The organism is Mediterraneibacter massiliensis (assembly GCF_001487105.1).
GTDB classification, from domain to species: Bacteria; Bacillota; Clostridia; order Lachnospirales; family Lachnospiraceae; genus Mediterraneibacter; species Mediterraneibacter massiliensis.
On record NZ_LN913001.1, the window covers coordinates 1,648,052 to 1,675,013 of the forward strand.

Here is a 26,962-nt window from a genome sequence, read left to right on the forward strand (position 1 = left end):
AAACAATATAAGTTTTCGTTGTCATACAGGATATTTTTCGTTATAATAAGTCATATAGAAACATGTTGTTTTGCCGTCTGGCTAATACGGCATTGTTCGGTAAAGGAGATGACTGGTATGAAGACAAACACGATTATTACCATAGGACGTGAATATGGAAGTGCCGGAAGAGAGATTGGCTATAAAGTTGCTGATTATTTCGGAATCAAACTTTATGATAAAGAGATGTTGGCACGTGCCGCAAAGGAGAGCGGTATCTGCGAAGAAATTTTTGAGACACATGATGAAAGACCTACAAATAGTTTTTTATATTCTCTTGTGATGGATACATATTCCATGGGTTATTCCGGCAATACGTACACCGACATGCCGATCAATCACAAAGTTTTTTTAGCACAGTTTGATGCAATCAAGAAGATCGCAGATGAGGGGCCATGTATTCTGGTAGGCAGATGTGCGGATTATGCGTTGGAATCTTATAAGAATGTCGTAAGCGTATTTATCCACGCCGATATGGACGCGCGGATACGGCGGATTGCACGTATCTATGATCTGACAGATGCAAAAGCGAAAGAAATGATCATAAAGACGGATAAAAAGCGTGCAAGCTATTATAATTATTACACAAATAAAAAATGGTCCAATGCAGACAGTTATGAGCTCTGCCTAAACAGTTCGGAACTTGGAATAGAGGGAACAGCAAAAGTGCTCGAACAATATATTGCGTTGAAGGAGTCAATCCCAACAGCAGAACGTAAAGTATGATAAAATAGATTTGCTTTTTTCTTATATATAAGTGTAGAAGGCATAGGAAACCGGCCGGTTTCCTATGCCTTCTATATAATACTTCGTCTTTAAGACTTCCTTTGATTCAGAAGTATACGCTCAGGCCAGCCTTTTATATTTCCATTTAGAATTGCATGGAACATTCTTTCTTTAGCACCCGGATGTTCCTTTTCAAGATTGTGTAAAAGCTCTTTGGCATACTGTCTTTTTGTATAACCATCCACCGGACATTTACTTTTTACTACTGGAAGATGATATTTATTTTTAAAGCCGATGACATCTTTTTCTTCCACAAACAAAATCGGACGGATGACTGTCAGATCCATTCGATCCAGATAGGTTTTGGGTGAAAAGGAATAAAATCTGCCTTCAAATATGAGAGAGAGCAGCATTGTTTCTACTATATCATCCTTGTGATGTGCATAGGCAACTTTATTGCATCCCATTTCTTTAACAGCCTGATTTAAGGCTCCCTTCCTCATTTTGGCACAGAGAGAGCAGGGGTTAGATTCCTTTCTTATGTCAAACAGTATATGATAAATATCAGAGCTGACGATCTTATACGGAATCTGCATCTCATTGCAGAGTACCCGAACGGGACTTAAATCAAAGTCTTTAAACCCCAGATCTACTGAAACCGCGCTTAATTCAAATTTTTTCGGATAAAATCGCTTCAGTCCATGAAGTGCGTATAAAAGTGTCAGGCTGTCCTTTCCCCCGGAGATACCCACAGCAATATGATCCCCTTCTTGTATCAGACCATATTCATCCACCGCTTTTCTTGTAAAACTTAATAATCTCTGCAGCTGCATAGTACTTTTATCCTTTCTTTGCCTTATCCTGTCTTGTACCGTCATTTTTATATTATACTGAGAATATAGAAGAAATACAAGAAAAAATATCTTAGAGCTCCCGCAATTTTACAGCGCCCGCCGCCTGTTTTCTGCGTTCCTCATCGATTGCGGCATAATGTTTCTTCGTTGTATTGACATCTTTGTGTCCAAGCACATCTGCTACAAGATAAATATCGCCGGTCTCTTTATAAAGGGATGTCCCATACGTACTGCGTAGTTTATGTGGCGTAATCTTTTTGTTCGGCGTTACTTGGCGGGCATATTTTTTCACTAGATTTTCGACTGCCTGTACACCGATCCTGCGCCTTTGTGTAGAAAGGAACAAAGCGTTCTCGTGGCCGGAGAGGGGCGTGACCGCTTTTCTTGTTGTATAAAGATACATCTTTAATGCCTGTTCGACTTCTGTACCAAAATAAACAACCATTTCATTTCCGCCTTTTCGAGTAACTTTTATTCCATTGTTTTTAAAATCTACATCTTGCAGGTCCAATCCTACGCATTCTGAAACACGAATACCTGTGCCAAGCAGAAGTGTAATAATAGCCAAATCACGATTTTTATTTTTTTCATAATAGACCTTTTTTTGTCCTGTCAATTCATCCCCGCCATGCTCGATATAATCCAGCAGTGAGGCAACCTCATCCGTATCCAAACGGATGATCGCCTTTTCATGCAACTTTGGCATATCCACAAGCAGCGTAGGATTATTCGAAATAATCTGGTGTTTGAAATAATATCCATAAAAACTGCGCAAAGCAGACATTTTCCGGGCAAGACCCTTTTCTGTATTCGTGATCTGTTTATCCGAGTCATTTTGATATACTTTTAAATATTCCTGATATTCCTCTATATCAACCGGTTTTAATTTTTCAAGATCCTGTACTATAAACATATCTGCTGTGTAATTTTTATAGAGGGGATTATTTTCTATCAAGAAGTGAAAAAATACTCGTATGTCATAAGCATACGAAATTCTCGTTCTTGCCGATGTTGTCGGTTCCACTGCGCGAAAATAATCTTTTGCAAAAGGCGGAAGCGTTTTTAATATTTCACGCAGTTTTAGTGTATTATCTATATAATTCTGTTCATGATATGTTTTTCTTTTTTTTAGATTTTTTTCTTCCACATTATGAACCTCCTTTTAATATAGTATGTATCATACCATGTATTGGTTTTAATGTCTATATCTATTTGAAAAATCAGTATTTGTCGTATAGATATATATTATTTATATTCTCATCTTTTTCACGAGTACATAGGAATTCAAGGTCTATCTGCGTAAATGCGGCAGTCAGAATCCTTTCTGACTGCCGCAGGGTGAGTTTTATATATCAATACATAGGGATGTATATTGATATCGTAAATAAAATTACCTCTATTGGACAAAGGTTGTATCGTTATAGGCGATCATCAAATTCTCACCTGCATGAATTTCATCTGAAGTTAAGGAATTCAATTCTTTTAACAGATCTATATATTCTTCAACAGAATGACAGTCTGAAGTCATATTTTCCTCAGCGATATCCCAAAGTGTATCGCCTTGTTCAATAACAATACTTTTATAATATGTGTATTCCACAGGTTCTTCTATCTGGTTTCCGTGTGCAGAAACAAAAAAGGTATTGAACAATAAACAGCTTGCTACAATCAGCATCACTCCTACTAATACATAATTTCTTACTTGTCTGTTCATACAATTTATCCCCCCGTAATACATGATCAAATATGCGAACAACTGTTCTGTTGTGTATTTTTATTATAGTATGCGAACAGATGTTTGTCAATAATATTCTTAAAAAAATCGAACATATTTTCGCAACAAGTGTTTGCTTTTTTATTTAAGCTATGCTATTATATTAAAAAGATTAGATTGATTTATGAGGAGGAATTTCATGTCACAGGGGAAAATCAGTAAAAAGCAGTTAGAAATTTTAGAATATATCAAAGCGCAGATATTAGAGCGCGGTTTTCCGCCTGCTGTCCGGGAAATATGCGAGGCAGTCCATCTGAAATCCACCTCATCTGTACACTCCCATCTGGAGACTTTGGAGAAAAATGGATATATCCGACGTGATCCCACAAAGCCAAGAGCCATTGAGATTTTAGACGACACTTTCAATCTGACCCGTCGTGAGTTGGTCAATGTTCCTATTATAGGACAGGTTGCTGCGGGAGAGCCCATTCTTGCCCAGGAAAATATTGAAAATTATTTTCCGATTCCCGCGGAGATCATGCCGAACAAGCAAACTTTTCTGCTTAAAGTAAAAGGGGAAAGTATGATCAATGCCGGAATTTTAGATGGTGATATGGTTCTAGTTGAAGAAGCACATACTGCTTCCAACGGCGATATGGTCGTTGCACTGATCGAGGATGGTGCGACTGTAAAGACATTTTATAAGGAAGAAGGCGTATTTCGTCTTCAACCGGAAAATGATACGATGGATCCTATTATTGTCAAAGAATTAATGATATTAGGAAAAGTAATCGGTGTATTCCGTTTTTTCTAAATATATTCTGCATAAGCAGCTATAAAATAATAAACGCGGAAGAGCTTTATAATTCTTCCGCGTTTATTATTTTTCCGTCACGCCATATTCTTTCCAGATTATAGAAAAGACGGTTTTCTTTATCAAAAATATGAACAATGATATCACCGAAATCCAACAGCACCCAGTTTCCTGCCTGATATCCTTCCCTCTGTTTCACCGAATAGCCTGCTTTGTAAAGGGTTTCCTCTACATTTTCAACAAGGGCACGTACCTGATTGTCACTGCTTCCGGTAGCGATCAAAAAATAGTCTGCCATAATAGAGATTTCTCGAATATCGATGATCTGTATATCTTCGCCTTTTTTTTCATCCAGCGCCTGCCACGCAAGACGCGCCATTTCTTTTCCATATTCCATAGTTTGTTCTTCTGCCTCCTATTTATTTTATGTAAATATTTTTTCATCGTTGTAATATTCATAGGTTTTTATCGTCAGCTTATCGATAGGTTTTCCTGCCATCTTCAAATATTTGATCGTTCCTTTAGCCGCCAATGCTACTGCCCTATCAAGATCGGTAAATGCCGCTCTTCTAATTTTTGACAAGCCCGGTATTTCTTTTCTGCCTGGCTCAATATAATCTGCAATATAGATGATTTTTTCTAAAAGCGACATGCCTGGCTGCCCGGTTGTATGATAACGAATTGCAGATAAAACTGCCCCATCTGTTATCCCATACTCATGTTTTGCCAGATAGGCGCCTAGTTTTGCATGTGCCAAGGAAGGCATCTGTATTTCTGCCTCGGAAAGCACGATATGTTTCTCATGGCAGCGCTTTATCTGTTCGTCTAAAGAGCCATATTTAGCACAGTCATGCAAAAGTCCTGCAAGCATTGCCTGATGTATATCTGCATCATGACACATGGCTAAAGAAGCGGCGGTATACATCACTCCTACCGTATGTTCATAACGTTCTTTCTTTAATTGATTTTTTAGACGGTTTTGTATAGTCTGATATTCCTCTTTCATTTTGTTTCCTGCCTTATTCTCTGTATAGCTGATTCTGACCAATGTACTCTACTACAGGATCCGGCACCATATAGTGGATGCTTAAGTTCTTTGCAGCTCTCTCACGTATCGTCGTAGAAGAAATTTCTAAAAGAGGAGCTCGCAAAAGCTCGATCCTTGCGCCATACTTTTCAGAAAGATACGCAATCTGCTGTTCCATATCCTTTACATCCTTATCATCGCGCATTGCTGCCAGGATCGTACACGTAGGAAAGATTTCTTTAAAATATCTCCATTGTTCTATGGCAAAAAGAGAATCTGCCCCTAAAATAAAATAAAAGCTATCTTCCGGATATTCTATGTTCAATTCCCGCATAGTCTGATACGTATAAGAATGTTTTACGGCAGATGCTTCGTGCAGACATAATTTAAAATGCGGTACACCGCAGATAGCACGGCGTACCATTTCTACTCGCTGCCGCAGGGCTTTTTCATCGTCTGCTTTATCCTTGTGCACAGTCGTATCCTTATGAGGTGGATTTCCATTTGGCATAAACCAGATCTCATCTAATCCAAAATCTTCATAGGCAAATTCTCCAAGCAAAAGATGCCCTATATGGATAGGGTCAAAGGTTCCTCCCATTATTCCTATTTTCATATTTTCACCTTTTCTTATTCTTGCTTATGGCAAAATGATTCTTTTCTTATTCTCTTTCCCTTCTTTATACAGAACGATTTTCTTTCCGATCACCTGTACAACCTGCGCATGTGTACGCTCTGCCAGTATCTGTGCCAGTTCTTTAGGGTCATCCCCACAATTTTGCAATACACTTAATTTTATCAGTTCTCTTGCCTCCAAAGCCTCAGCAACCGCCTGCGTGAGCCCTGGGGTCATACTGGCCTTTCCAATCTGAAACACGGGCTCCATTGTCATTGCAAGACTTTTAAGATAGGCTCTTTGTTTTGTCGTCATTTTTTCTTCTCCTGTGTTCTACTTATAATAATCAAATTGCAGGCCATACATTTTTACCGTGTCGCCCTCTTGTATACCTGCCTGTTCAAGTTCTTCCAAAATGCCCGTATCCTTTAAAAATTTTTGAAAAAATGCAAAGCCTTTTTCAGAATCTAAATTCGTATATCCGAGCATTTTTTCAATCTTAGGCCCTTCCACTACATACATGCCGTCTTCCTTTTCTACTGTATAGGGGAGATCTTCATAAATCAGTTCATCCTCTGGGAAATATTCTTGCGCAAATATAATGGGGGTACTGTCCATAGATTCCAGCTGCTTACTTACATAGTAGAGCAGATCTGAAATACCCTGCCCAGAAACTCCGGAGATAGGAAATACCGGGATTCCCTTCGGTTCAAATTGTTTTTTCAGACGTTCAATCGGACTTTCTTCAATATCATAGATCAAATCGGTCTTATTTGCAGCAATCACCTGCGGACGCATTGCAATATCGGGATTATATGCTTTTAATTCTGCATTGATCTTATAAATATCTTCTACTGGATCACGCCCTTCAGTACCGGCAGCATCTACAACATGTATGATTAATTTTGTCCGTTCGATATGACGCAGGAATTGGTGCCCTAATCCCACTCCTTCTGAGGCTCCTTCTATCAGTCCGGGAATATCCGCCATCACAAACCCTTTTGCTCCTTCTAGATCCACGACTCCTAAGTTCGGATTCAAAGTCGTAAAATGATAGTTGGCAATTTTAGGTTCTGCATTTGTAACACGAGAAAGCAGCGTAGATTTTCCAACATTGGGAAAGCCAACCAATCCTACATCGGCGATCACTTTCAATTCTAACAGAACTTCCAATTCCATGGCAGGCTGCCCCGGTTGGGCATATTTGGGAACTTGCATGGTTGCCGTGGCAAAATGTTGATTTCCCAATCCGCCTTTTCCGCCTTTCAACACGATCTGTCTCTTATTATCGCCGGACATATCGGCTATGACTTTTCCAGTCTTTGCCTCTTTGATAACAGTCCCTTCCGGAACATACAGGATCAGATCTTTTCCATTTTTTCCGTGACATTTTCTTTTTCCGCCTTCTTCTCCATCCCCAGCTGCATATTTCCTTTTATGTCTAAAGTCTACCAATGTGTTCAGACCTTTATCTATCTCAAAAATCAAATCACCGCCGTCACCGCCGTCACCGCCGTCTGGGCCTCCATTTGGAACATATAACTCTCTTCTGAAACTGCAGTGACCATTGCCGCCGTTTCCGGATCTGATAAATATTTTTGCTCTGTCTGCAAACATATATACTCCTTTTTTATCGCTGTTTTTCGTTAGTTTCCTCTGTCTAAAAAATATCACAAAAGCCCCAGACCGAAAGTCTGAGGCTTCACTGCTATACTATTATTCAGCCACTGGATAGATAGAAACCTGTTTCTTATCTCTTCCTTTTCTTTCATATCTTACGACACCGTCTACTAATGCAAATAAAGTATCGTCGCCGCCGCGTCCCACATTCACACCTGGGTGGATTCTTGTTCCGCGCTGTCTGTAAAGGATATTTCCAGCTTTTACAAACTGTCCGTCTGCTCTCTTCGCTCCTAATCTTTTTGACTCGGAATCACGTCCGTTCTTGGAAGAACCAACTCCTTTTTTATGAGCAAAAAACTGAAGGTTCATTTTCATCATAGTATTTACACCTCCTTGAAAATTATGTCAATATATGAATGATACTCATCGCTGTCCTCTATCTCTTCTATGCCGAGAATCATCGAGTCCAGCAAAAGCTGTGCGTCATGTGAGGGAACATCTAAAAAACGAAATTCAATTTTTCCTTCTTTTTCATCTGACACAAAACACGTTCTGTCAGAAGTCAGCCTTTCAATTGAATTTACCAGATTAATGACTAGCGCTGACACTGCAGCACAGACAATATCCTGTCCGCTTTCACTAAAATCTGCGTGTCCTTCTGTATCAAACCCCACATATTCATGCTTCTTATTTTTGTATACTGTAATCTGGATCATCAAAACACCTGATTAAGCGTTTATTTTTTCAATCTTAACAGCCGTATACTGCTGTCTATGACCATTTTTCTTATGGTATCCAGTTTTTCTTTTATACTTGTAAACAACTACTTTTTTTGCTTTTCCATTTCCAACTACAGAAGCTGTTACTGTTGCACCTGCAACTGTCGGATTTCCAACAACCATTTTGTCATTGTTTACTGCAAGTACCTGATCGAATGTATAAGTTTCGCCAGCTTCTACACCAAGTTTTTCTACTTTAATGATATCGCCCTCAGCTACTTTGTACTGTTTACCACCTGTTGCTATAATTGCGTACATATGGCACCTCCTATTATCATTACTCGCCAATTACGGTGTCTGTCCTAAAACAGAACTTTATAAACCTCATTGTGCGGCATACTGTTGTAGTATAGCATATCGCTTTTTGTTTCGTCAATAGATATTGACAACTTTTTTAGAAAATATAGCAATGAATTCATTCTATGTAAAAATTTATTTGTCGCAGTCCCCTAGACGTTCATAGCAGTATTCGATGATGCTCCTACGCGTAATGATGCCAATAAACTTCTTCTGATCATCCACAACAGGCACATAGTTTTGATTCATCGCCCTTTTCACAAGATCCTCCATATTGGAATCTGCAGAGACGACATCATAATCTGCTTTTCGCGGGAAGTCCTGAATAAAAATAGATTCTGCTTCCTTCAGATTTAAATTTGTATAGTCCTTGATTCCCCAAAGGATATCCCCTTCTGTGATCGTGCCTACGTATTCGCCTGCTTTATTCAGCATAGGGATAGAGGCATACTTATGATATTCCATTGTTTCCAGTGCCTGACGTAGCGTACTGTGATCATAAATGTATGCCACTTCACTTTTGGGTTTTAAAAAGAACAAAATGTTCATTTGTCTTTCCGCCTTTTTCTTTCCTATTCTGTATCCTAAATCTGTGTCAGAACAAAAATTTCATACAATGCACGGATCGCATTTTTAAACTCATCATGTCTGACGCCGACAATAATATTCAGCTCACTGGAGCCTTGGTCGATCATTTTTACATTGATATGCGCGTGAGCCAAGGCAGAGAAAATTCTGCCCGCTGTCCCGCGGGTCGATCTCATGCCTCGTCCTACGACAGCAATCAGAGCAAGATCGGATTCCAATTCGATATGATCCGGATCTACCGCTTTATGAATCCCGGCCAATATCTGCTGTTCTTTCTCCTCAAACTCATTTTTATGGACAAAGATCGTCATCGTATCGATCCCTGACGGCATGTGTTCGATTGAAATTTCATTTTCTTCGAATACCTGTAGTACCTTGCGGCAAAATCCGATTTCTGAATTCATCATTGCCTTTTCAATCGTGATCGAAACAAACCCATCTGTCCCTGCAATACCTGTAATCGTATATTTAGGTTGTCTGCAAGTTCCTTCTACAATAAGTGTTCCCTTATCCTGGGGTGCATTGGTATTACGGATATTAATCGGGATTCCCGCTTTTCTCACAGGGAAAATCGCATCCTCGTGCAAAACACTGGCGCCCATATAGGAAAGCTCCCTAAGTTCTTTGTAGGTGATTGTCTCAATGGATTTTGGATTTTTGACAATCCTTGGATCTGCGATCAAAAAGCCGGATACATCTGTCCAGTTTTCATATAGATCAGCTGTCACAGCCAAAGCCACCAGCGAACCGCTCACGTCAGAACCGCCTCTGGAAAACGTCACGACCGTACTGTCCTCTTTTGCACCGTAAAAACCAGGAATAACTGCATTTTCTACATTTAACAGACGGTCAGACAATAAACGGTTTGTCTTTTCGTCATTAAAAGTCCCATCTTCGTTAAAACGGATGACTTCCGCTGCATCGATAAAATCAAAATCCAGATAAGCAGCCATAATGATCCCATTTAAATATTCTCCGCGTGAGGCGGCATAATCTCTTCCCGCCTTCTTTTCAAAGTTTTCCTCTATGATTCCGAATTCCTCATCTAATGAAAGATCTAGATTTAATCCATCTATAATCTCTTGATAGCGTGCATGAATCTGTTCGAGTAAATTTATAAATTCCTCATCTTTTTCTGCTGCTTCATAACAGTTATACAGCATATCAGTGACTTTTGTATCTCCAGCAAAGCGTTTTCCGGGAGCTGATGGAACTACATACCGTCTTGCCGGATCCTGGCGGATGATCTCTCCTACTTTCTTAAATTGTTCAGCGCTTGCAAGAGAGCTTCCTCCGAATTTTACTACTTTCTTCATTTTTTTAATTTCCTCCAAACGGTTTTTCTCTATAATTCAGTGGGAAAATCCTGTATTCTCCGCATTCTAGTACCATATTATACCGCTTCTTTAAAAACTTGTAAATCTTTATTTTATGACATCCGCATATTGGGCGTCTGTCACATTCTTAAGATCATCCGGACGCAATTTTAACTGCATGCCCGGCTTGCCCCCGCTTACATATAAGCAGTCCAAAATACAGGCGGTACGGTCGATCAGTGTTGTATATTTCTTTTTCATACCGATTGCCGTGCATCCCCCGCGTATATATCCTGTTATCTTATTTAATTCTTTTACGGGAAGCATTTCTATAGATTTTTCTTTGACACTGCGGGCAGCTTTTTTCAGATCTAATTCTGCCGCGACCGGAATAACAAATACATAGTATTCGCCGCTTTTCCCAACCGTTACAAGGGTCTTATATACCTGTTCATGCGGAAGACCTGCCGTATCTGCTGCTGTGACTCCATCAACAAAGACATCACACGCATATGTCTGGAAGGTATATTGTATCTTCTTTCTGTCTAAAATACGCATTGCATTTGTTTTTAATTCTTTTTTACTCATTTCTCCTCCATTTTAAATTGTATACAAAAATACAGTTTAATTTTCGCAATATTATTACACAGGTAAGGCATAATATTCTCGTATTAATTATTGTATAATTGTATACAATCTATAGAAGAAAGCAATTCATGGAGTGGTTTACGCACTTTTTTTCGTGTGATCTCCACCAGCTGAAGTGGCGTGACATCTACAAACGTGGTCTGTATCGGATCCTTTTCCAGATAACAGCGCAGTTCTTTAACCAAAGTCTTTTTTTCATCTTCCGTTTCCATGTTTATAAAATCTATGATGATAATTCCGGAAAGATTTCGCAGGCGGATTTGGCGAGCCGCCTCTTTTGCCGCTTCCATGTTGACTTGAAACCCCGCATCCTTACGTTTCTTCTTAGCTGTATATTTTCCTGTGTTTACATCGATCACTGTCAAAGCTTCTGTAGGCTGGATGACCAGATATCCTCCATTCTTCAGCCACACACGCTCTTTACTCACTTTTTCCAGTACACTTTGCGTACTATATAAGTTTGCAAGAGAAAGCTGTTTATCGTCATATAGCTTCAGCAAAGCAAGAAGCTCTGGCTGTTCCTGAAGAAAATATTTTTGTATATCTGTATACAATTCTTTGTTATCAATGATGATTTCTTCCAGACCTTCTGTATATACATTTTTTAAATCTGTAATATAGGCAGGCGGAGCAGATCTAAGACAAGAATAACAAGTCCTTGTCTGTGCCGTATCCAAAATTTTTTTGTATTCTTCCCGCAATCTTTCTATCTCTGCTGCAACTGTTTCAAATGGTACGGTTACAGCATTTGTACGGATGATCAATCCAAATCTATCATTTTTTAATGCGGAAAGCTGTGTCTTATATGTCTCTTTTATATCTTTTGGCAGTTTCCCTGAGACACCGATCCTCGTATTACCATGTGTCAGAACGGCATATCTGCCTGTCAAACTCAAATTACTCGTAACAGTCGCCGCTTTTGTCTTCACCGCTTCTTTATTGATCTGTACAATAAGTTCATCGTCTATGTTGATTGTTTTTTTCCCTTGTTTATGCGCAAAAATTGCGTGTTCAGCCTGACTGATGTCATAATAGCAGTTCACCCCTTTTTGAATTTCAACAAAAGCAGCACCTATGTTTTCTACGATAGTTTTTACTTTTCCTATGTAGATATTTCCAAGTGCAGGTTCTGTCTGCTGCTTTTCCTCTATAAGCGCAGAGCAATGGATCTCTGCAATTTCTCCATCTTCCACAAAGTATGTCCAGACATATTTTCCTTCTATAATCAGTAGTACTTTTCTTTTTTTATACATGAATTTGCCTCCCGATCAATGAGCAGAAACATCCGTGATTTCTTTCCCAAGTGATTCCAGTGTCACCAGCCTGCGCTGTCCCTCTGTTCCTACATTTGCATACATTTCCAGGCGATGATGGGAAAAGCGAAATTCTTCAGCGGGAAGCTGCAAAAAATGTAAAAATGCTTCCATGACAAGCCCAGGTTTCAAATTCTCTGCACTCCCGGCTGCGTTTTGCATATAGATTGCCTCTCCTTTGACAGACAGTTTGTAGATCATAGGCCGTATATCCACTTTCTGTTCACTACGTTTTGTCTGTTTTACAATTCGTATCTGAGGCTGTTCATAAAACCGGTTCAGCTGTTCTTTCCAATCTGGCGGAAATGTTCCTTTTGAAACGGTTGTCAAATACTCTGCCGCTGAGAGTATCGTCATTCCTGTCATCTTCTTTTCTTCTGCGATCTGTCTGAAACTTACAACTTCGATTCCCTCTACACACGCTGCATTCATACGTCGAACTGCTTCTTCCCCATTAATCGGTTCTTGTAATTCTATATCAAAATATTCACCATCGCTGGAAAGTCCTATCCCCAGCGGGCTGGCAAAAGACATGATCATGTGCGGGCTAAAGCCTCCGGTAAATGCGATTGGAATCTGCGCCCTTCTCATAACTTTTTGAAAAAAACGCATCACATCCAGATGCCCGATAAAACGCATAGCGCCATATTTTCTGAATTTAATTCTTACTTTCATAGCAGACACCCCCTCCAAAAATAGATGCCCCGCATCCTGAACACCGAGACTTACAATTTAAAGTGACTTCACATCTCATGGCCCGCTCCCATTCCGCTCTAAGGAATTTGCGCGTCACACCGATATCAATAAAATCCCAAGGGAACAATTCATCTTCCGCTCTTTCACGGAGTGTATAGAAATCTATATCCACATGCATATTTTCAAAAGCCTGCATCCAAAGATCATTTTGAAAAGACTCTGTCCAGGAATCGTACAGGCATCCCAGACGATATGCCTCTTCTATCACTTTTCCGATACGCCTGTCTCCGCGTGCCATAACCCCCTCTAAGACGGTTACTTGTGCGTCATGCCAATTATATCGCAGACTTTTCCGGTTCAGCTGTTCTTTAAATTCCTGATTTACAATAGCTGCCCTATCCATATATTCCCTGCTTGTCAGCATAGGAGCCCACTGAAATGGAGTAAAAGGTTTTGGCACAAAAAAGGAGGAACTTGCTGTGATCTGACATTTTCCATTACGTTTTTCTTTTGGAATCTCATAATATCTGCGCGCCACTTTATCAGATAGACGGGCAATCTCCTTTATGTCCTCCTCAGTCTCTGTCGGAAGCCCCAGCATAAAGTATAATTTTACTTTAGACCAGCCGCCTTCAAATGCTTCCCCTGCGCCTTCTAATATCATTTCTTCCGTCAGACCTTTATTGATAACGTCACGCATCCTTTGCGATCCGGCTTCCGGAGCAAATGTGAGGCTGCTTTTACGGATGTCCTGCACTTTTCCCATCACATCCAACGAAAACGCGTCGATCCTAAGCGACGGCAAAGAGATATTAATTCCTCTTCCATGGAATTCATCTATCAGAAATGTAACTAGTTCTTCCAATTTTGAATAGTCACTGGAGCTTAAGGAACTCAAAGAAATTTCTTCATGCCCTGTATTTTCCAACATTTTTTTTGCCAGCTTTTTTAAAGATTCTATATCGCGTTCTCTGGTAGGACGGTATATCATACCCGCTTGGCAGAATCTGCATCCACGTATACACCCTCTCTGAATTTCCAGTACTGCTCTGTCCTGCACTGCTTTGATAAAGGGAACAACCGGTGCTTCCGGATAAGGAGCGCCTGTCATATCCATGAGAACCTGCTTTTTTACGACAGCCGGAGCATGTGCATTGACAGGCGCAAAAGAAGCAAGCGTTCCGTCTTCTTTATAGGTGGCTTCATAAAACTGCGGCACATAAATTCCTTCGATCTGCGCGGCATATTCTAAAAATTCTTGTCTGCTTTTTCCTTCCTTTCTGCATTTTTTATATGTATCAAACAATGCATCATATACGGTTTCCCCTTCTCCAATATAAAACAGATCAAAAAATTCTGCCAAAGGCTCTGGATTATAGGCACATGGACCTCCGCCTATCACGATCGGATCGCTTTCTGTACGATTGTCAGCATGAAGTGGGATCTTACTCAGATCGAGAATCTGCAAAATATTTGTATAGCACATCTCAAACTGAAGCGTAATCCCTAAAAAATCAAAATTTTTAACAGGGCTTTGCGATTCTAAAGCAAAAAGAGGTATATCGTGTTCACGCAGGATCTTATCCAGATCTAGCCACGGTGAATACACTCGCTCACACCATACATCCTCTCTTTTATTAAACATATCATAGAGAATCTGTATCCCCAGATGGGACATCCCAACCTCATACACGTCCGGGAAGCATAGCGCAAAGTGTATGTCCACACTTTCCGCCTCTTTCATAACAGCGTTCAGTTCTCCGCCAATATAGCGGGCCGGTTTTTCGATATTTAATAATATTTCATCATTTAAAGCCAGTTTTCTCATACTTATCCTTTCAAAATCCGCATAAAAAGAAATAGCGGAAAATTACAATTAATCTATTGTATTATATACATTTTAGAAAAGAAGTTCAAGAGGCGAGAAAAAGCACGAAAGAAAACCAAACCTGTTTTTACTTTCGTGCTTTATTCAAGCTCAAACCTACTTACCTATAAATCACTGTCAGACATTCAGCACCTGCTGTGAGCCCCCGATAAATATTTATAATTGTTTCCATACTTCTTCCAGTACTTCTACATCCATCTGTTTCTCGATCTGGTTTACAATCTGTTCACTTCCTACTTCTGCCACTTTGATTTGATTTGCATCTACACACACATAACAGACAAAACAGAGAAGCCCGATTGCGGCACGAAAAAAAAAGCTGTTCTTCGGTTCTGCCTGTTCGTCCGTTTCATACAATTCATGGATAATATTCCCATATCGAGGATGAACTGCCGGCAGAGATATATTCTCATCATACAGCTTGCGGGTCTGACGCAGCAGTTCTCGGCGCCGTCTTTCAGATTCATTCATAAACAGTACTCCTTTCGACTATAACTGCCTGTTTCAAATGATGTTCTTTCTAATATTTATGTATGTTTATAAATCTTTAGAACTTCCCGCTATTTGCTTGATAAGAGCTGTTTCCTGCCGACAGCAATCATGTTCGTCTATCTTTCTGCCAGTTCTTTCGTAATATCTTCCCATGTCACATTTTTTTCTGCCATAAGGACCATTACATGGTACAGAAAATCTGAGATCTCATATTTGATTTCTTCAGGATTCGGATTTTTCGCAGCAATAACGATCTCTGTCGCTTCTTCTCCGACTTTCTTTAATATTTTATCAAGCCCTTTTTCAAACAGATAATTTGTGTAAGAACCTTCTTTTGGATGTTCCTTTCTGTCCATGATTGTTTGATAGACATTTTCAAATATCTGCAGAGGATTTTTTGCATCATAATCATTTCCTACAATCGGCTGGTAGAAACAAGTACGGTTTCCTGTGTGACATGCGGCGCCTATCTGTTCCACTTTCGCCAAAAGGGTGTCTTTGTCACAATCGATCGTAAGAGTCCGCACATACTGGAAATGTCCGGAGGTCTCCCCTTTTACCCACTGAGATTTCCTGCTTCTGCTGTAATAAGTCATCCTCCCAGTTTTAACAGTATTTTCAAAGGCCTCTTCGTCCATATATGCCATCATCAATACTTCATTCGTCTTAAAGTCCTGTACAACAACAGGAAGTAGTCCGTCGGAATTTAATTTAAACTCAGAAAAATCCATCAAACTTTCAAAAGATGTCATCTTGATTCCTTCTTTTGCGCAGATTCCCTTGAATGCATTAAAATCCATTTCACGCTGGCTGATAAACATCCCCGACACGCCTTTTACACCATCACATTTTAAAATCTTGAGGATTTCGCTCTGTTCCATTGTATCAGTCACTACAACACATGGAATTTCTGTTATATTCATAACAGAATTCAGATCCAGTCGATGCATGAATACGATTTCTGTACTGTATTCTTCAATCAGATGCTGCTGTTTAAACAAGGCATCAAAATCATTGAGAGAGACTGCAATCCGTTCTTTGCCAAATCGCTTTGCCACATCCTCGATCAACTCTAAAGAAACCGGCTTTGAAAAATTAAGCATCGCCCGTTTTGCGCCTGCATAGAGAATCTTTTTCACATCCTCCTGCCTGCGGATATTTCCGCCTGCGATCATAGGAATACTGATAACACGGTGGATCTTCTTCATCAGATCGATCGCTTCGTCATGTTCTTCATCTGAATTTGACAGATCAAAAATGATCAGTTCATCTGCCCCCATCTCACTGTAATACTTTGCCAGGGCAACGACATCAGCTGCCACAACTGTTCTGTTGTCAAACCAGGTTACTGCTTTCCCTCCATCTATAAATATGCAGGGAGTCAATCTTTTATAGCTCATTTCTCATTTCTCCTTTATAAGCTGCCCTTTGTAGACCAGACTTCTTTTATCCTGGGTTCAGGCATTGTAGCAGCATCCAAAGCTTTTCCGAATGCTTTGAACAATGCTTCTGCCATATGATGATCATTTCCCTTCTCCAGGATTTTCAAGTGCAGATTCATTGCCGCACTGTAGGATACTGCATAGAAAAATTCCCGCACCATCGCTGTATCCATAGTTCCAAGAAGCGGAACATTAAATTTTGCATCATACTTCAAATACGGACGGCCAGACAGATCTACCGCACTTAAGGCAAGTGTTTCATCCATGGGGAGGATATAAAATCCATACCTTTTGATACCTGTCTTATCGCCCAGCGCTTCTGCGATCGCCTGCCCAAGTACGATTCCTGTATCTTCGATCGTATGATGACTGTCTACATCCAGATCTCCCTGTGCGCATACGTCCAGATCAAACAGACCGTGTCTTGCAAAACCGTCCAGCATATGGTCAAAGAACGGGATTCCCGTATTGATACGCGTATTACCCTGTCCATCCAGGCAAATACTAAGTGTTATATCTGTCTCCTTTGTCTTCCGTGTACATCTTCCGATACGTTTCATTGGCAGTCCTCCTTTTCAAAACGGACTCTGACTGAATTTGCGTGTGCCGTCAGTCTCTCTGCCTGCGCGAACTGTTCAATATCCTTATGTACGGTTCTTAATGCCTCTTTTGAATAAGAGATGATACTTGACTTCTTCAAAAAATCATCTACTGAAAGAGGGGAGAAAAATTTTGCCGTTCCATTGGTCGGCAGGACATGATTAGGGCCCGCAAAATAGTCTCCCAACGGCTCGCTTGCATATTCTCCGATAAAAATCGCACCCGCATTTCGGATCTTTGTCATCACCTCAAACGGATTCGCAGTCATGATCTCCAAATGTTCAGAGGCGATTTCATTGGCCGCATCAATTGCCTCCTCCAGTGTATCCGCTACCAATATATGTCCATAATTTTCTAAAGACTTTGCTATGATCTCTCCTCTGGATAGTTCTGCGATAAACTGATCTATCTGGCTGGAAACCTCTTTTGCGAGTTCCTGGCTTGTAGTCACCAAAATAGCAGAAGCAAGTTCGTCATGTTCTGCCTGTGAGAGCAGATCTGCCGCCACATATCGTGGATTCGCTGTCTCATCTGCCAGTACTAAAATTTCACTGGGACCTGCAATAGAATCGATACTCACATGTCCGTAGACAGCTTTTTTAGCCAGAGCAACATAGATATTCCCAGGCCCTACGATCTTGTCTACTTTCGGCACACTCTGTGTACCGTAAGCAAGAGCTGCGATTGCCTGTGCTCCTCCGACTTTATAAATTTCATCTGCTCCTGCCTCATTTGCCGCTACTAAGGTAGTCGGAGCGATCTTCCCTTCTTTATCCGGCGGCGTTACCATGATAATTTTTTCTACCCCAGCTACCTTTGCCGGAAGAATGTTCATTAACACTGAAGAAGGATAAGCTGCCTTTCCCCCCGGAACATAAACGCCTGCTTTTTGGATCGCCGTTACCTTCTGACCGAGTATAGTGCCATCCGGTTTGCTGTCAAACCAGCTGTACTGCATCTGTTTTGCATGATACTCCCTGATGTTTTTCATCGCTCTGCGGATGATCTCAAGCAACTGTCCGTCTACTTTCTGATACGCCTGATCAATTTCTTCCTTTGTCACGAGAATATTGTTCTTGTTTAAAGAAAAACCGTCGAATCTTTCCGTATAGGAAAAAAGCGCCTCGTCTTTCTTATCCTTGACCGCGCGAATGATTTCCTGTACACTCGCCTCATACATTCCATAACTATTGGGGCTTCTTTTTAATAATGCTTCCAAAAGATTCTGCTTAGAACCTTCATTTAATTTTTCAATGCGCATCTTTCTCATTCCCTTCTTGCAGCAACTTTCTAAGATTCTGGATCAATTCTTTGATCCTTTCATTTTCCATCCTCATACTGACTGGATTCACGATCATCCGGGCGGATAAAGGACATACCTCCTCTAATACAACAAGTCCGTTTTCCCTTAAAGTAGATCCCGTTTCTACAATATCGACAATAACTTCTGATAAACCTACGATAGGCGCAAGCTCGATCGAACCGTGCATTTTGATGATCTCGACCGTCTGGTGTTTCTTATTGTAAAAATACTCTTTGGCAATTTTCGGATACTTGGTAGCGACCCGGATCAGCTCATGCCGATTTAAAAGCTCTCTTGCCGTTTCGTGGCCGCATACACACATACGGCATTTTCCAAAACCAAGATCCAAGACCTCATGGACTTTCCTTCCTTCCTCCACGATCGTATCTCTTCCCACAACTCCGATATCCGCCGCGCCATATTCTACATAGGTAGGTACATCCGGACCTTTTGCCAGAAAAAATTTTAATTTTAACTCTTCATTCACAAAAATCAGCTTCCTGGAATTTTTATCTTTCATCTCTTCACAAGTGATTCCCAGCTTTTCCAGCATTTCCAGCGTTTTGCTCGCCAGGCGCCCTTTCGTAAGGGCAAATGTCAAATATCTCATCTTTCGCTCCTTTTAGTCTGCTTTTTTGGCTGCGTCTGCTATCTTTTCTTCGCCGGTTTTTAAATTGATCATCTCAATCTTTAAATCTTCTCTCAAATATAGTATACTGACCGCATTCATTCTTCTGCCGTACCGGATAAAATGTTCTTTTTCTTCTGCGCCTTCTCTTTTATACATACTGATACATTTTCCTTTTGCGCGGAAACTCTTAGCCAGAGAAAGCGCCCATTTTTCCGTATTTTCCGTGTAAACGATCAGATTTACATGTCCTGTTTCAACCGGGATTTTCTGTCGGTTCAAAGCACTCATCAATTCATCGATGATAATAGCAAAACCAATAGAAGGTGTATTCTTTCCAAATTTTTCTAAAAGATGATCATAGCGCCCTCCCCTTACGACAGCATCCCCTGTTCCATACGTATAAGCGCGGAATATGATCCCTGTATAATATCCATAGCTTCCGCTCATGCTCAGATCAAAGGTAATATGCTTTTCGACTCCGTACAGTACAAGCAGCTTATAGATTTTGAGAAGTCTTACAATTGCCCGTCGCGCGTTGACAGAAGGCGCGATCTTTGCCGCTTTCTCCATGATTTCCGGTCCTCCTGTCAGTTCCGGCAGAATGCGGAATGCTTCTTTTACGCTCCCTTTCACATGCGATGTATCCAAAACTTCTTCCACTCCGAAATAGTTCCTGTTTACGATCAGGGAATGGAGTTCTTCTTTCTTTTCTTTTGTAAGACCTGTCGCTTCCATTAGACTCTGGATAAAATCCACATGCCCTACGCTGACTTGAAATTCTTTTAAACCAACCTTTTCCAGGCCATCGATCACCATAGCGATCATCTCTGCATCTGCGGCAGTTGAATCTAATCCGATCAATTCCGCTCCAAGTTGTGTATTTTCCTTTAATCTTCCCTGGTAGCTGGAATGATTGATAAATGTATTTCCTGTGTAGCACAGGCGGATCGGAAAGTCCTCCGGCTCAAACAACGTTGCCGCAACGCGTGCTACAGAAGGTGTGATGTCCGGACGAAGCGCCAGGATATTGCCGTCCCGATCAAAAAATTTATAAAGTTCCTGCACGGAAATCGTACCGATTTCTTTTCGAAATACATCGAAATATTCAAATGTCGGCGTCTGTATATCCTGATATCCGTATAAGTGTAGTGTATCCTGTAATTTTTCCTGCAAGGCAAGCTTTATCCTACATTCTTTATTATAAATATCCCGGACGCCTTCCGGTGTATGGAGTTTTTCTTCCATGTTCCGCCTCCTCACTTTACTGTGCTAATACATTAAATTGCTTCTGTCATTATACGAATTTTCTTTCTGTCTGTCAATCCCTGCTGTCCAAATCTTTTTGGATATAATCCAGATAAGGTACGAAATACCCATTTTTAAACGCCATAAAAAAGGATGGATCTAATTCTTCATATCGAAAACTTTTCCGACCGCCTTCTTTTGCCCGCTTCCAAAACTTCAAAATCTCTTTGAACTGCATATAGTATAGTTCATTTCTATGACTGAAATAGAGAAGAAGAAAAGAGATGCCGCCTTGTCTTTCAAATTTCTCCATAAAAGAAACCTGATGCTCATGTATATTCTGAAGCGGGAACGTATCTGCATGACATTCTTTTGCATCAAAACAGACAGGAAGACCCTGCACAGCACCGATGTAGTCTACCGTACTGATCTTATCAAAATATGCCAATGTGATATGACGTTGCTCTTTATCTATCTTCACAGGCGTGATCGGCGTAGGGATCTTCTGTATCAGAGCTAGTCCCAGTTCCCCATATCGGTCATTCGTCCTATTGACAAAGTCTTCCAGCGCAGAACCTCTAAGGCCTCTTGAATTCCATGTCGCCATCTGTGTTCACTCCTTTTGCACGCAGCACCTTCTCAAAAAGAGAGGGAAGAGGCGCTGTAATTTTCATTCCCGATAAATGCCGCAGTTCTCCTTTACATTCCGGCATGATAAGCTGATAAGCATGAAGTAACTGTGACTGACAGCCAAACTCTTTTTTATACTGTTCATTGAGCCTGTATTCTCCGTATTTATAATCGCCGATCAACGGATGTCCAATACTCGCAAGATGCGCACGTATCTGGTGAGTTTTTCCAGTGATCAGATGCACCTTTAAAAGTGTAGAATCATCTGCTGTAGCAATAGGCTGGTATTCTGTCTCAATATAAGCTTCTTCTTTTCTGTACACATCCGTCTGTGCTTCGTCTATTTTAAAAGGCAGGATTGTTACTTTATTATGTGTCCTGTCCTTTACAAGTACTCCTCGTATATGCGCAGATGCAGTGATCTGTCCCTTTACAAGACAAAGATACTGCTTCTGTATAGTCCTCTTCTTAAATCCAGCATTTAACTGCTGCAAAGCAGCAAGTGTCTTTCCTGCTGCTATGATCCCACTTGTATTTCTGTCCAGACGATTGCAGATGGAGGGGCGAAAAGTAAGAAGTTCTTCTTCTTTTAGCTGTCCACTCTTCAACAGATAGGTGACTATATGTTCCACGAGAGACTCATCCTGTGGTTTCGCCTTCTGGGACAGCATGCCGACTGGCTTATTAATAAAAAGCACGTCTTTGTCTTCATATAAGATATTCAATTTCCCCTCCGTATATTGTATCTGTGTATTGGAAAATTTCGAAAGGGTTTCCTCTGACAGGAAAAACTTTATTCTGTCCCCCGTACACAGCTTCTCGTTTCCTGCGGCCTTTTTTCCGTTCAGTGTGATGTTCTTTTTGCGCAGCATTTTATACAGGAAACTCTTCGGAGCAGTATTCAGATACTTTCCAAGTAGTTTATCCAATCGCTGCCCCGCTTCCTTTTCACTGATATAAATTTCTTTCATATTCCACCCATTTCGTTTTTTCTTCCGTCGTTTGCGCTACATAGAAATATTTAAGATCGTGTGCAAAATACGCGCTTCCGTTTCCTTTGTATCTTTTTTTTCTACAGCTGCGATATTGTTAAGACCTTCTGCCCGTGCCAAGAAAGCCTTATACTGATTTAAAATTTTTACATTGGCATTGGAAAACTGATTTTCAACCAGGATACTCCGTATATATCTGGAAGCCTCCTGCACATTTACTTTACTGTAGTGCGTATAGCCAAAAACAGTATGCCCGGATATGACAATGCAGTCTATGGGCATGATCTTTTCACGGCTCGTGATAATCATATCATAACCAACTGTCAGATGTGTAGTGACAGCTTTCACCTCTTTTACCAGCTTTTCCTTGACCGAATGGTATGGAAATCTGCTGATGACCCCTACCAGTGCTTTAGAAGCAGGCAGACAGCCAAGCACGGCTACTACTGTAAGCATATTCAGCCGTGTATGTGTCTGGCTGTATCCGAGCAGAAAAATCAAAAGCACGATCCCAAAGTAAATAATGGTGCGCAGAATCTCTACTTTTCTTTTATAATCTAAAAATCCCGGGGTACCTTTTTGTACTCTTTTCATCTGTATGACTCCTTACTTTCTCCCAATTTGTTCTAGTTTTAACACAAGACGGTGCGGCAAGACCTTTGCCGCTATCTGCGCTCCCTTCATAGGAAGTCCATATATAGACAAAGATTTCCTGGCGTGGCTGTCCAAAAGCGCTTTTCGTACCACCTGCGGCGCTTCTGCCATGACTTTTTCTTTTAGGAAACTTTCCGGTCTGCCCGCTGTTTCAAAAAATTCCGTATCTACCGGTCCCGGACATACGGCTGTAACATAGATTCTTCTGTTTTTTACTTCTTCTCCCAATGCTCTGGAAAAACTCAGCACATAGGCTTTTGTCGCCGCATATACGGCAAATCCGGGCTGCGGACAAAATGCGGCGGCGGACGCAATGTTTAAGATCCGGCTTCCTGCTGACATATATGGCAGACATACAAAAGTCATTTCTGTCAATGCACGGCAGTTTAAGTCTATCATACGGCTCTGACATCCTGCTTCTTTTCGCCGTATATCTTCTGCGTTTCCAGACTTTCCGAAACCGGCTGCATTGACTAACATACGGATATCCGGTTTTTCAGTTTCCAAAAGATTGCTCAATTCTGTATATATTTCTTTTTCTGTCAGATCCCCGTTAAAAATCCGCACCGGGACACGTATCTGTGCCGAAAGTGCGAGAAGCTTTTCCTTCCGTCTGGCGATCACCCATATTTCATCTAGTGTTTGATAAAAATACTCCATTTGTCTTGCAAATTCTCTTCCTATACCGGAAGAGGCGCCTGTTATGATCCCGATCTTCATCTAGTTCCCTTCTTTCTGTGCGTATTGCGTATCGTCTTTTTCCTCCTGTTTTTGAATTCCGTATTTCTTCCCGCCTTTGGCTGTTCCTTTCCTTTATCCTGTTTATTCTTTATCCGTCTTGGCGCGATCAGACACTGCGGACCAAATCCGATCAGATCAGTTCTGCCTGCTTTTTTCAGTGCTTCATAAACCAATTCATAATTTTCTGGCCTTCTGTATTGTATCAGCGCCCGCTGCATTGCTTTTTCATGAGGAGAACGCGGAACATAGACCTCTTTCATCGTTCGTGGATCCAAACCTGTATAATACATACAAGTCGATATCGTAGAAGGCGTCGGATAAAAATCTTGTACTTGTTCCGGCATATACCCTAAGTCCCTACAGTACTCTGCCAACTCTACTGCTTCTTTCAGTGAAGAACCAGGATGTGAGGACATTAAGTAAGGGACAAGATACTGCTCCTTGTTTAATCGTTTGTTCATTTCTGTGTATTCTTTTATAAATTCCCGATATACACTGTTCTTTGGCTTCCCCATCATATGAAGCACAGTATCTGAGACATGTTCCGGGGCTACTTTTAATTGCCCGCTCACATGATGCTCACACAGTTCTTTTAAAAACGACTGGTCTTTTTCTGCAAGTACATAGTCAAACCGAATACCGGAACGTATAAATACTTTTTTCACTTTTGGTATATTTCTTAATTTTTTTAGTAACTGTATATAGTTTTTATGGCTGGCATCTAAATTTTTACAAGGAGAAGGAAACAGACACTGCCTGTCCTTGCAAGTTCCCACACGCAGCTGTTTTTTACATGCCGGATGTCTGAAATCCGCCGTAGGACCTCCCACATCATGGATATAACCCTTAAATTCCTTTTCTTGGGTAAGTATTTTTGCTTCTGTGAGCAGAGATTCATGACTTCTCGTCTGTATGATCCTACCCTGATGGAAAGTCAGCGCACAAAAATTACAGCCGCCAAAGCAGCCTCGATTGCTGATCAGGCTGAATTTCACTTCTGCAATCGCTGGAATCCCTCCCGCTTCTTTATAGGATGGATGGAAAGTACGCATATAGGGCAGTGCATACACATCATCCATTTCCATCTCAGTAAGCGGTTTGGAGGGAGGATTTTGCAGAACATATACATGTTCACTATACTTTTCCACAAGACGTTTTCCTGTAAACGGATCCGTATTACAGTACTGTGTGTAGAAACTCTGTGCATACTGCTTTTTATCTGTTTTCATTTTCTCAAAGGAAGGCAGGGCAACATAGTCATAGACAGCATCTATCGAAGATACTTTGACAACCGTCCCATCAATATAAGTCAGATCCTGTACCGCAATTCCTGCATCTAATCCTTCTGCGATCTCTAAGATAGAATGTTCTCCCATGCCATAAGAGATCATGTCTGCGGCGGAATCTAATAAAATGGAACGTCTGAGCCTGTCCGACCAGTAATCATAGTGAGCGAGCCGCCTCAGGCTCGCTTCTATGCCGCCTAAAATAATCGGCACGTCTTTATATGCCTGCCGGATCAGATTGCCATACACAGCCGTCGCGTAATCTGGCCGTTTTCCGATTTCTCCGCCGGGAGTATAAGCATCTTTCTTTCGTCTTTTTCCAGATACAGAATAATGGTTGACCATAGAATCCATATTGCCCGCCGATACAAGAAATGCAAGACGGGGTTTCCCGTATTCCATAATACTCTCTTTCTTTTTCCAATCTGGCTGCGAAAGGATTCCGACTTTATATCCATGTGCTTCCAGAAGCCGGCTGATGATCGCATGTCCAAAAGAAGGATGATCGACATAAGCATCCCCAATGACATAAACAAAATCTACATATTTCCAGCCTCTTTTCTCCATATCCTGTCTGCATATCGGCAAAAATTCCCGGTTCATCTTTATACTCCCTGTGTTTTACCACTTTTTAAAAACATCTTTCATAGGTATCCTGGAATATTTCAAAATAGTCATGAATGAAATAATCCGCAAGCTCCTTTTTTTCATCTGTGAGCGGGCGGGAAAACGCGTCATCCACTGCACATACTTCCATGCCCGCATTCTTTCCGGCTCGTATTCCATTTGGTATATCTTCAAATACGAGGCACGCTTCAGGCGAAACCTGCAGTTCCTTTGCCACTTGCAAATAGATATCCGGGCTTGGCTTTCCGCAAGGCACCTCGCAGGAAGTCTTGACTGACTGAAAATACCAGTCTATATCCAGTGCTTTAAGCGCCGCCTCCGCAAGAGTTCTCGCATTGCTGGTGGCGATCCCGAGAAGTATATGTCGCTCTTTCATTTTATCCAAAAATTCTTTTGCCCCTGGTTTTAAAAGAACCTTTGTCTTATACAGTTCCATTGTCATCTCTATCCATTCTGCCTGCACTTCCTCCACGGTTTTATGCAGGTTAGGAAAGGTGTCTACGAAATACAGCGCTGTTTCTGTATAACTTTTCCCTTCAATTGCCCTGTGAAAATCTTCCGGTAAGGTAAGGTGGTACTTCTGTACGTATTTTCTATCCACTTCCGGCCAGATCCACATAGAATCTACCAAAGATCCATCCATATCAAAGATCACTGCTTTTTTCTTTTTTAACATAACTTTTCCTTTTCTTCCTCTGTCAATTCCCGGTATTCCCCCGGCTTCAATGTCTCATCCAATCGCAGATTGCCCATCTGTATACGTTTTAAATACAGCACTCTTTTTCCAATGGCTTGGAACATTCGCTTTACCTGATGGAATTTTCCTTCCTGTATGGTCAGTTCAATTTCTGAAATCTCACCGGAAAAAAGGATTTTTAGCTTTCCCGGCAACGTTCGCCTTTTTTCTCCAATATCCATTCCCTCTGCAAATACATCTACATCTGCCTCTGTTACCGGACCTTCTATTTTGGCATAATAGATTTTGTCTACATGCTTTTTGGGAGAAAGTATGCGATGCGCAAATCCGCCGTCGTTGGTAAGCAAAAGAAGTCCTTCCGTATCCTTGTCCAGCCTGCCGGCTGGGAACAGATCTTTTCTTGGAGCTTCCATAAGGGAAAGTACTGTCTTTTCGCTTTTATCCTGTGTCGCAGATACTACGCCCGACGGCTTATTCATCATATAATATACAAAAGAAGTATAAGAAATCTGAGTTCCCTCCAGACATACAATACTTTCTTTTGTATCAACCTTTGCCTCCGGTCTTCGGACAGTCTGACCGTCTACTTTCACCAGACCTTTCGCAATCTGCTTTTTTACTTCGCTTCTTGCAGCGGCAGTCATATCCGCAAGGTATTTGTCCAGTCTTATTTTCATATGCTGT

32 protein-coding genes are annotated in these 26,962 nt (G+C 41.0%); 2 read left to right on the forward strand and 30 right to left on the reverse strand.

Features of this window, described 5'->3' with window-relative positions; all coding sequences use genetic code 11:
• Positions 1-117: 117 nt before the first annotated feature.
• A complete protein-coding gene (locus BN3282_RS12035; protein WP_059069499.1) occupies positions 118-765 on the forward strand; it encodes a cytidylate kinase-like family protein in 648 nt (215 codons plus the stop codon).
• Positions 766-854: 89 nt separating this feature from the next.
• On the opposite strand, the gene BN3282_RS12040 is transcribed toward BN3282_RS12035, so the two are convergent.
• The 3 genes from BN3282_RS12040 to BN3282_RS12050 all read right to left on the reverse strand — a co-directional run bounded on the left by BN3282_RS12040 (position 855) and on the right by BN3282_RS12050 (position 3,333).
• Positions 855-1,598 (reverse strand): tRNA 2-thiocytidine biosynthesis TtcA family protein, encoded by a 744-nt coding sequence (locus BN3282_RS12040; RefSeq protein WP_059069501.1) that lies wholly within the window; start codon positions 1,596-1,598, stop codon positions 855-857.
• 91 nt (positions 1,599-1,689) lie between these two features.
• Positions 1,690-2,766: a tyrosine-type recombinase/integrase gene (locus tag BN3282_RS12045; RefSeq protein ID WP_059069503.1), complete on the reverse strand. Its 1,077-nt coding sequence runs from the start codon at positions 2,764-2,766 to the stop codon at positions 1,690-1,692.
• Between the two features lie 249 nt (positions 2,767-3,015).
• Positions 3,016-3,333: a LysM peptidoglycan-binding domain-containing protein gene (locus tag BN3282_RS12050; RefSeq protein WP_059069505.1), complete on the reverse strand. Its 318-nt coding sequence runs from the start codon at positions 3,331-3,333 to the stop codon at positions 3,016-3,018.
• Between the two features lie 199 nt (positions 3,334-3,532).
• On the opposite strand from BN3282_RS12050, the gene lexA reads away from it, so the two are divergent.
• Entirely contained in the window at positions 3,533-4,147 is a 615-nt protein-coding gene (gene lexA, locus BN3282_RS12055; RefSeq protein WP_059069507.1) for a transcriptional repressor LexA, read from the forward strand.
• Between the two features lie 46 nt (positions 4,148-4,193).
• Here the strand turns inward: lexA and rsfS are convergent, their stop codons facing one another.
• The 27 genes from rsfS to BN3282_RS12190 all read right to left on the reverse strand — a co-directional run bounded on the left by rsfS (position 4,194) and on the right by BN3282_RS12190 (position 26,955).
• The gene (rsfS, locus tag BN3282_RS12060; RefSeq protein ID WP_059069509.1) at positions 4,194-4,544 is read right to left on the reverse strand and encodes a ribosome silencing factor; all 351 of its coding nucleotides are present in this window, start codon (positions 4,542-4,544) and stop codon (positions 4,194-4,196) included.
• Positions 4,545-4,571: 27 nt separating this feature from the next.
• Positions 4,572-5,153 carry a bis(5'-nucleosyl)-tetraphosphatase (symmetrical) YqeK gene (yqeK, locus tag BN3282_RS12065; RefSeq protein WP_059069510.1) on the reverse strand — a complete coding sequence of 194 codons (582 nt, stop codon included), beginning with the start codon at positions 5,151-5,153 and terminating at the stop codon, positions 4,572-4,574.
• 13 nt (positions 5,154-5,166) lie between these two features.
• Positions 5,167-5,790 carry a nicotinate-nucleotide adenylyltransferase gene (gene nadD / locus BN3282_RS12070; RefSeq protein WP_059069512.1) on the reverse strand — a complete coding sequence of 208 codons (624 nt, stop codon included), beginning with the start codon at positions 5,788-5,790 and terminating at the stop codon, positions 5,167-5,169.
• A gap of 24 nt (positions 5,791-5,814) precedes the next feature.
• On the reverse strand, positions 5,815-6,105 hold the full coding sequence (yhbY, locus tag BN3282_RS12075) for a ribosome assembly RNA-binding protein YhbY (RefSeq protein ID WP_059069514.1): 291 nt from the start codon (positions 6,103-6,105) through the stop codon (positions 5,815-5,817).
• Positions 6,106-6,123: 18 nt separating this feature from the next.
• Complete coding sequence (obgE, locus tag BN3282_RS12080; protein ID WP_059069516.1) at positions 6,124-7,407, reverse strand: GTPase ObgE; 1,284 nt, start codon at positions 7,405-7,407, stop codon at positions 6,124-6,126.
• A gap of 99 nt (positions 7,408-7,506) precedes the next feature.
• Positions 7,507-7,791 carry a 50S ribosomal protein L27 gene (rpmA, locus tag BN3282_RS12085; RefSeq protein WP_059069518.1) on the reverse strand — a complete coding sequence of 95 codons (285 nt, stop codon included), beginning with the start codon at positions 7,789-7,791 and terminating at the stop codon, positions 7,507-7,509.
• A gap of 5 nt (positions 7,792-7,796) precedes the next feature.
• Positions 7,797-8,129 carry a ribosomal-processing cysteine protease Prp gene (locus BN3282_RS12090; RefSeq protein WP_059069519.1) on the reverse strand — a complete coding sequence of 111 codons (333 nt, stop codon included), beginning with the start codon at positions 8,127-8,129 and terminating at the stop codon, positions 7,797-7,799.
• 12 nt (positions 8,130-8,141) lie between these two features.
• Positions 8,142-8,450, reverse strand: coding sequence for a 50S ribosomal protein L21 (gene rplU / locus BN3282_RS12095; protein ID WP_059069521.1), 309 nt, complete (start codon positions 8,448-8,450; stop codon positions 8,142-8,144).
• Positions 8,451-8,624: 174 nt separating this feature from the next.
• A complete protein-coding gene (locus tag BN3282_RS12100; RefSeq protein WP_059069523.1) occupies positions 8,625-9,038 on the reverse strand; it encodes a CBS domain-containing protein in 414 nt (137 codons plus the stop codon).
• Positions 9,039-9,073: 35 nt separating this feature from the next.
• Positions 9,074-10,393, reverse strand: coding sequence for an aspartate kinase (locus BN3282_RS12105; protein ID WP_059069525.1), 1,320 nt, complete (start codon positions 10,391-10,393; stop codon positions 9,074-9,076).
• 108 nt (positions 10,394-10,501) lie between these two features.
• A complete protein-coding gene (ybaK, locus tag BN3282_RS12110) occupies positions 10,502-10,981 on the reverse strand; it encodes a Cys-tRNA(Pro) deacylase (RefSeq protein ID WP_059069527.1) in 480 nt (159 codons plus the stop codon).
• A gap of 83 nt (positions 10,982-11,064) precedes the next feature.
• The gene (locus BN3282_RS12115; RefSeq protein WP_059069529.1) at positions 11,065-12,294 is read right to left on the reverse strand and encodes a ribonuclease E/G; all 1,230 of its coding nucleotides are present in this window, start codon (positions 12,292-12,294) and stop codon (positions 11,065-11,067) included.
• A 15-nt stretch (positions 12,295-12,309) separates the two neighbouring features.
• Positions 12,310-13,029 (reverse strand): TIGR03936 family radical SAM-associated protein, encoded by a 720-nt coding sequence (locus tag BN3282_RS12120; protein ID WP_059069531.1) that lies wholly within the window; start codon positions 13,027-13,029, stop codon positions 12,310-12,312.
• On the reverse strand, positions 13,013-14,878 hold the full coding sequence (locus BN3282_RS12125) for a TIGR03960 family B12-binding radical SAM protein (RefSeq protein ID WP_059069533.1): 1,866 nt from the start codon (positions 14,876-14,878) through the stop codon (positions 13,013-13,015). The genes BN3282_RS12120 and BN3282_RS12125 overlap by 17 nt, the downstream gene beginning before the upstream one ends.
• 216 nt (positions 14,879-15,094) lie before the next feature.
• Positions 15,095-15,409, reverse strand: coding sequence for a hypothetical protein (locus tag BN3282_RS12130; protein WP_059069536.1), 315 nt, complete (start codon positions 15,407-15,409; stop codon positions 15,095-15,097).
• Positions 15,410-15,546: 137 nt separating this feature from the next.
• Entirely contained in the window at positions 15,547-16,830 is a 1,284-nt protein-coding gene (gene hisIE, locus BN3282_RS12135) for a bifunctional phosphoribosyl-AMP cyclohydrolase/phosphoribosyl-ATP diphosphatase HisIE (protein ID WP_059069538.1), read from the reverse strand.
• A gap of 14 nt (positions 16,831-16,844) precedes the next feature.
• Complete coding sequence (hisB, locus tag BN3282_RS12140; RefSeq protein ID WP_059069540.1) at positions 16,845-17,432, reverse strand: imidazoleglycerol-phosphate dehydratase HisB; 588 nt, start codon at positions 17,430-17,432, stop codon at positions 16,845-16,847.
• Positions 17,429-18,733, reverse strand: a complete 1,305-nt coding sequence (gene hisD / locus BN3282_RS12145) for a histidinol dehydrogenase (protein ID WP_059069542.1) — start codon at positions 18,731-18,733, stop codon at positions 17,429-17,431. Before hisD ends, hisB begins: the two co-directional genes overlap by 4 nt.
• Complete coding sequence (gene hisG, locus BN3282_RS12150) at positions 18,723-19,385, reverse strand: ATP phosphoribosyltransferase (RefSeq protein ID WP_059069544.1); 663 nt, start codon at positions 19,383-19,385, stop codon at positions 18,723-18,725. The genes hisD and hisG overlap by 11 nt, the downstream gene beginning before the upstream one ends.
• 12 nt (positions 19,386-19,397) lie before the next feature.
• Positions 19,398-20,651 carry an ATP phosphoribosyltransferase regulatory subunit gene (gene hisZ, locus BN3282_RS12155; protein WP_059069546.1) on the reverse strand — a complete coding sequence of 418 codons (1,254 nt, stop codon included), beginning with the start codon at positions 20,649-20,651 and terminating at the stop codon, positions 19,398-19,400.
• 73 nt (positions 20,652-20,724) lie between these two features.
• A complete protein-coding gene (locus tag BN3282_RS12160) occupies positions 20,725-21,258 on the reverse strand; it encodes a Holliday junction resolvase RecU (protein WP_059069548.1) in 534 nt (177 codons plus the stop codon).
• Positions 21,230-22,252 carry an RluA family pseudouridine synthase gene (locus BN3282_RS12165; protein ID WP_059069550.1) on the reverse strand — a complete coding sequence of 341 codons (1,023 nt, stop codon included), beginning with the start codon at positions 22,250-22,252 and terminating at the stop codon, positions 21,230-21,232. The genes BN3282_RS12160 and BN3282_RS12165 overlap by 29 nt, the downstream gene beginning before the upstream one ends.
• A 36-nt stretch (positions 22,253-22,288) precedes the next feature.
• Positions 22,289-22,867: a hypothetical protein gene (locus BN3282_RS12170; RefSeq protein ID WP_059069552.1), complete on the reverse strand. Its 579-nt coding sequence runs from the start codon at positions 22,865-22,867 to the stop codon at positions 22,289-22,291.
• A gap of 12 nt (positions 22,868-22,879) precedes the next feature.
• A complete protein-coding gene (locus BN3282_RS12175) occupies positions 22,880-23,647 on the reverse strand; it encodes an SDR family NAD(P)-dependent oxidoreductase (RefSeq protein WP_059069554.1) in 768 nt (255 codons plus the stop codon).
• Entirely contained in the window at positions 23,644-25,557 is a 1,914-nt protein-coding gene (locus tag BN3282_RS12180; RefSeq protein ID WP_059069556.1) for a YgiQ family radical SAM protein, read from the reverse strand. Before BN3282_RS12180 ends, BN3282_RS12175 begins: the two co-directional genes overlap by 4 nt.
• A gap of 28 nt (positions 25,558-25,585) precedes the next feature.
• Positions 25,586-26,257: an HAD family hydrolase gene (locus BN3282_RS12185; protein WP_059069558.1), complete on the reverse strand. Its 672-nt coding sequence runs from the start codon at positions 26,255-26,257 to the stop codon at positions 25,586-25,588.
• On the reverse strand, positions 26,251-26,955 hold the full coding sequence (locus tag BN3282_RS12190; RefSeq protein ID WP_059069560.1) for a pseudouridine synthase: 705 nt from the start codon (positions 26,953-26,955) through the stop codon (positions 26,251-26,253). The genes BN3282_RS12185 and BN3282_RS12190 overlap by 7 nt, the downstream gene beginning before the upstream one ends.
• Positions 26,956-26,962: the final 7 nt, after the last annotated feature.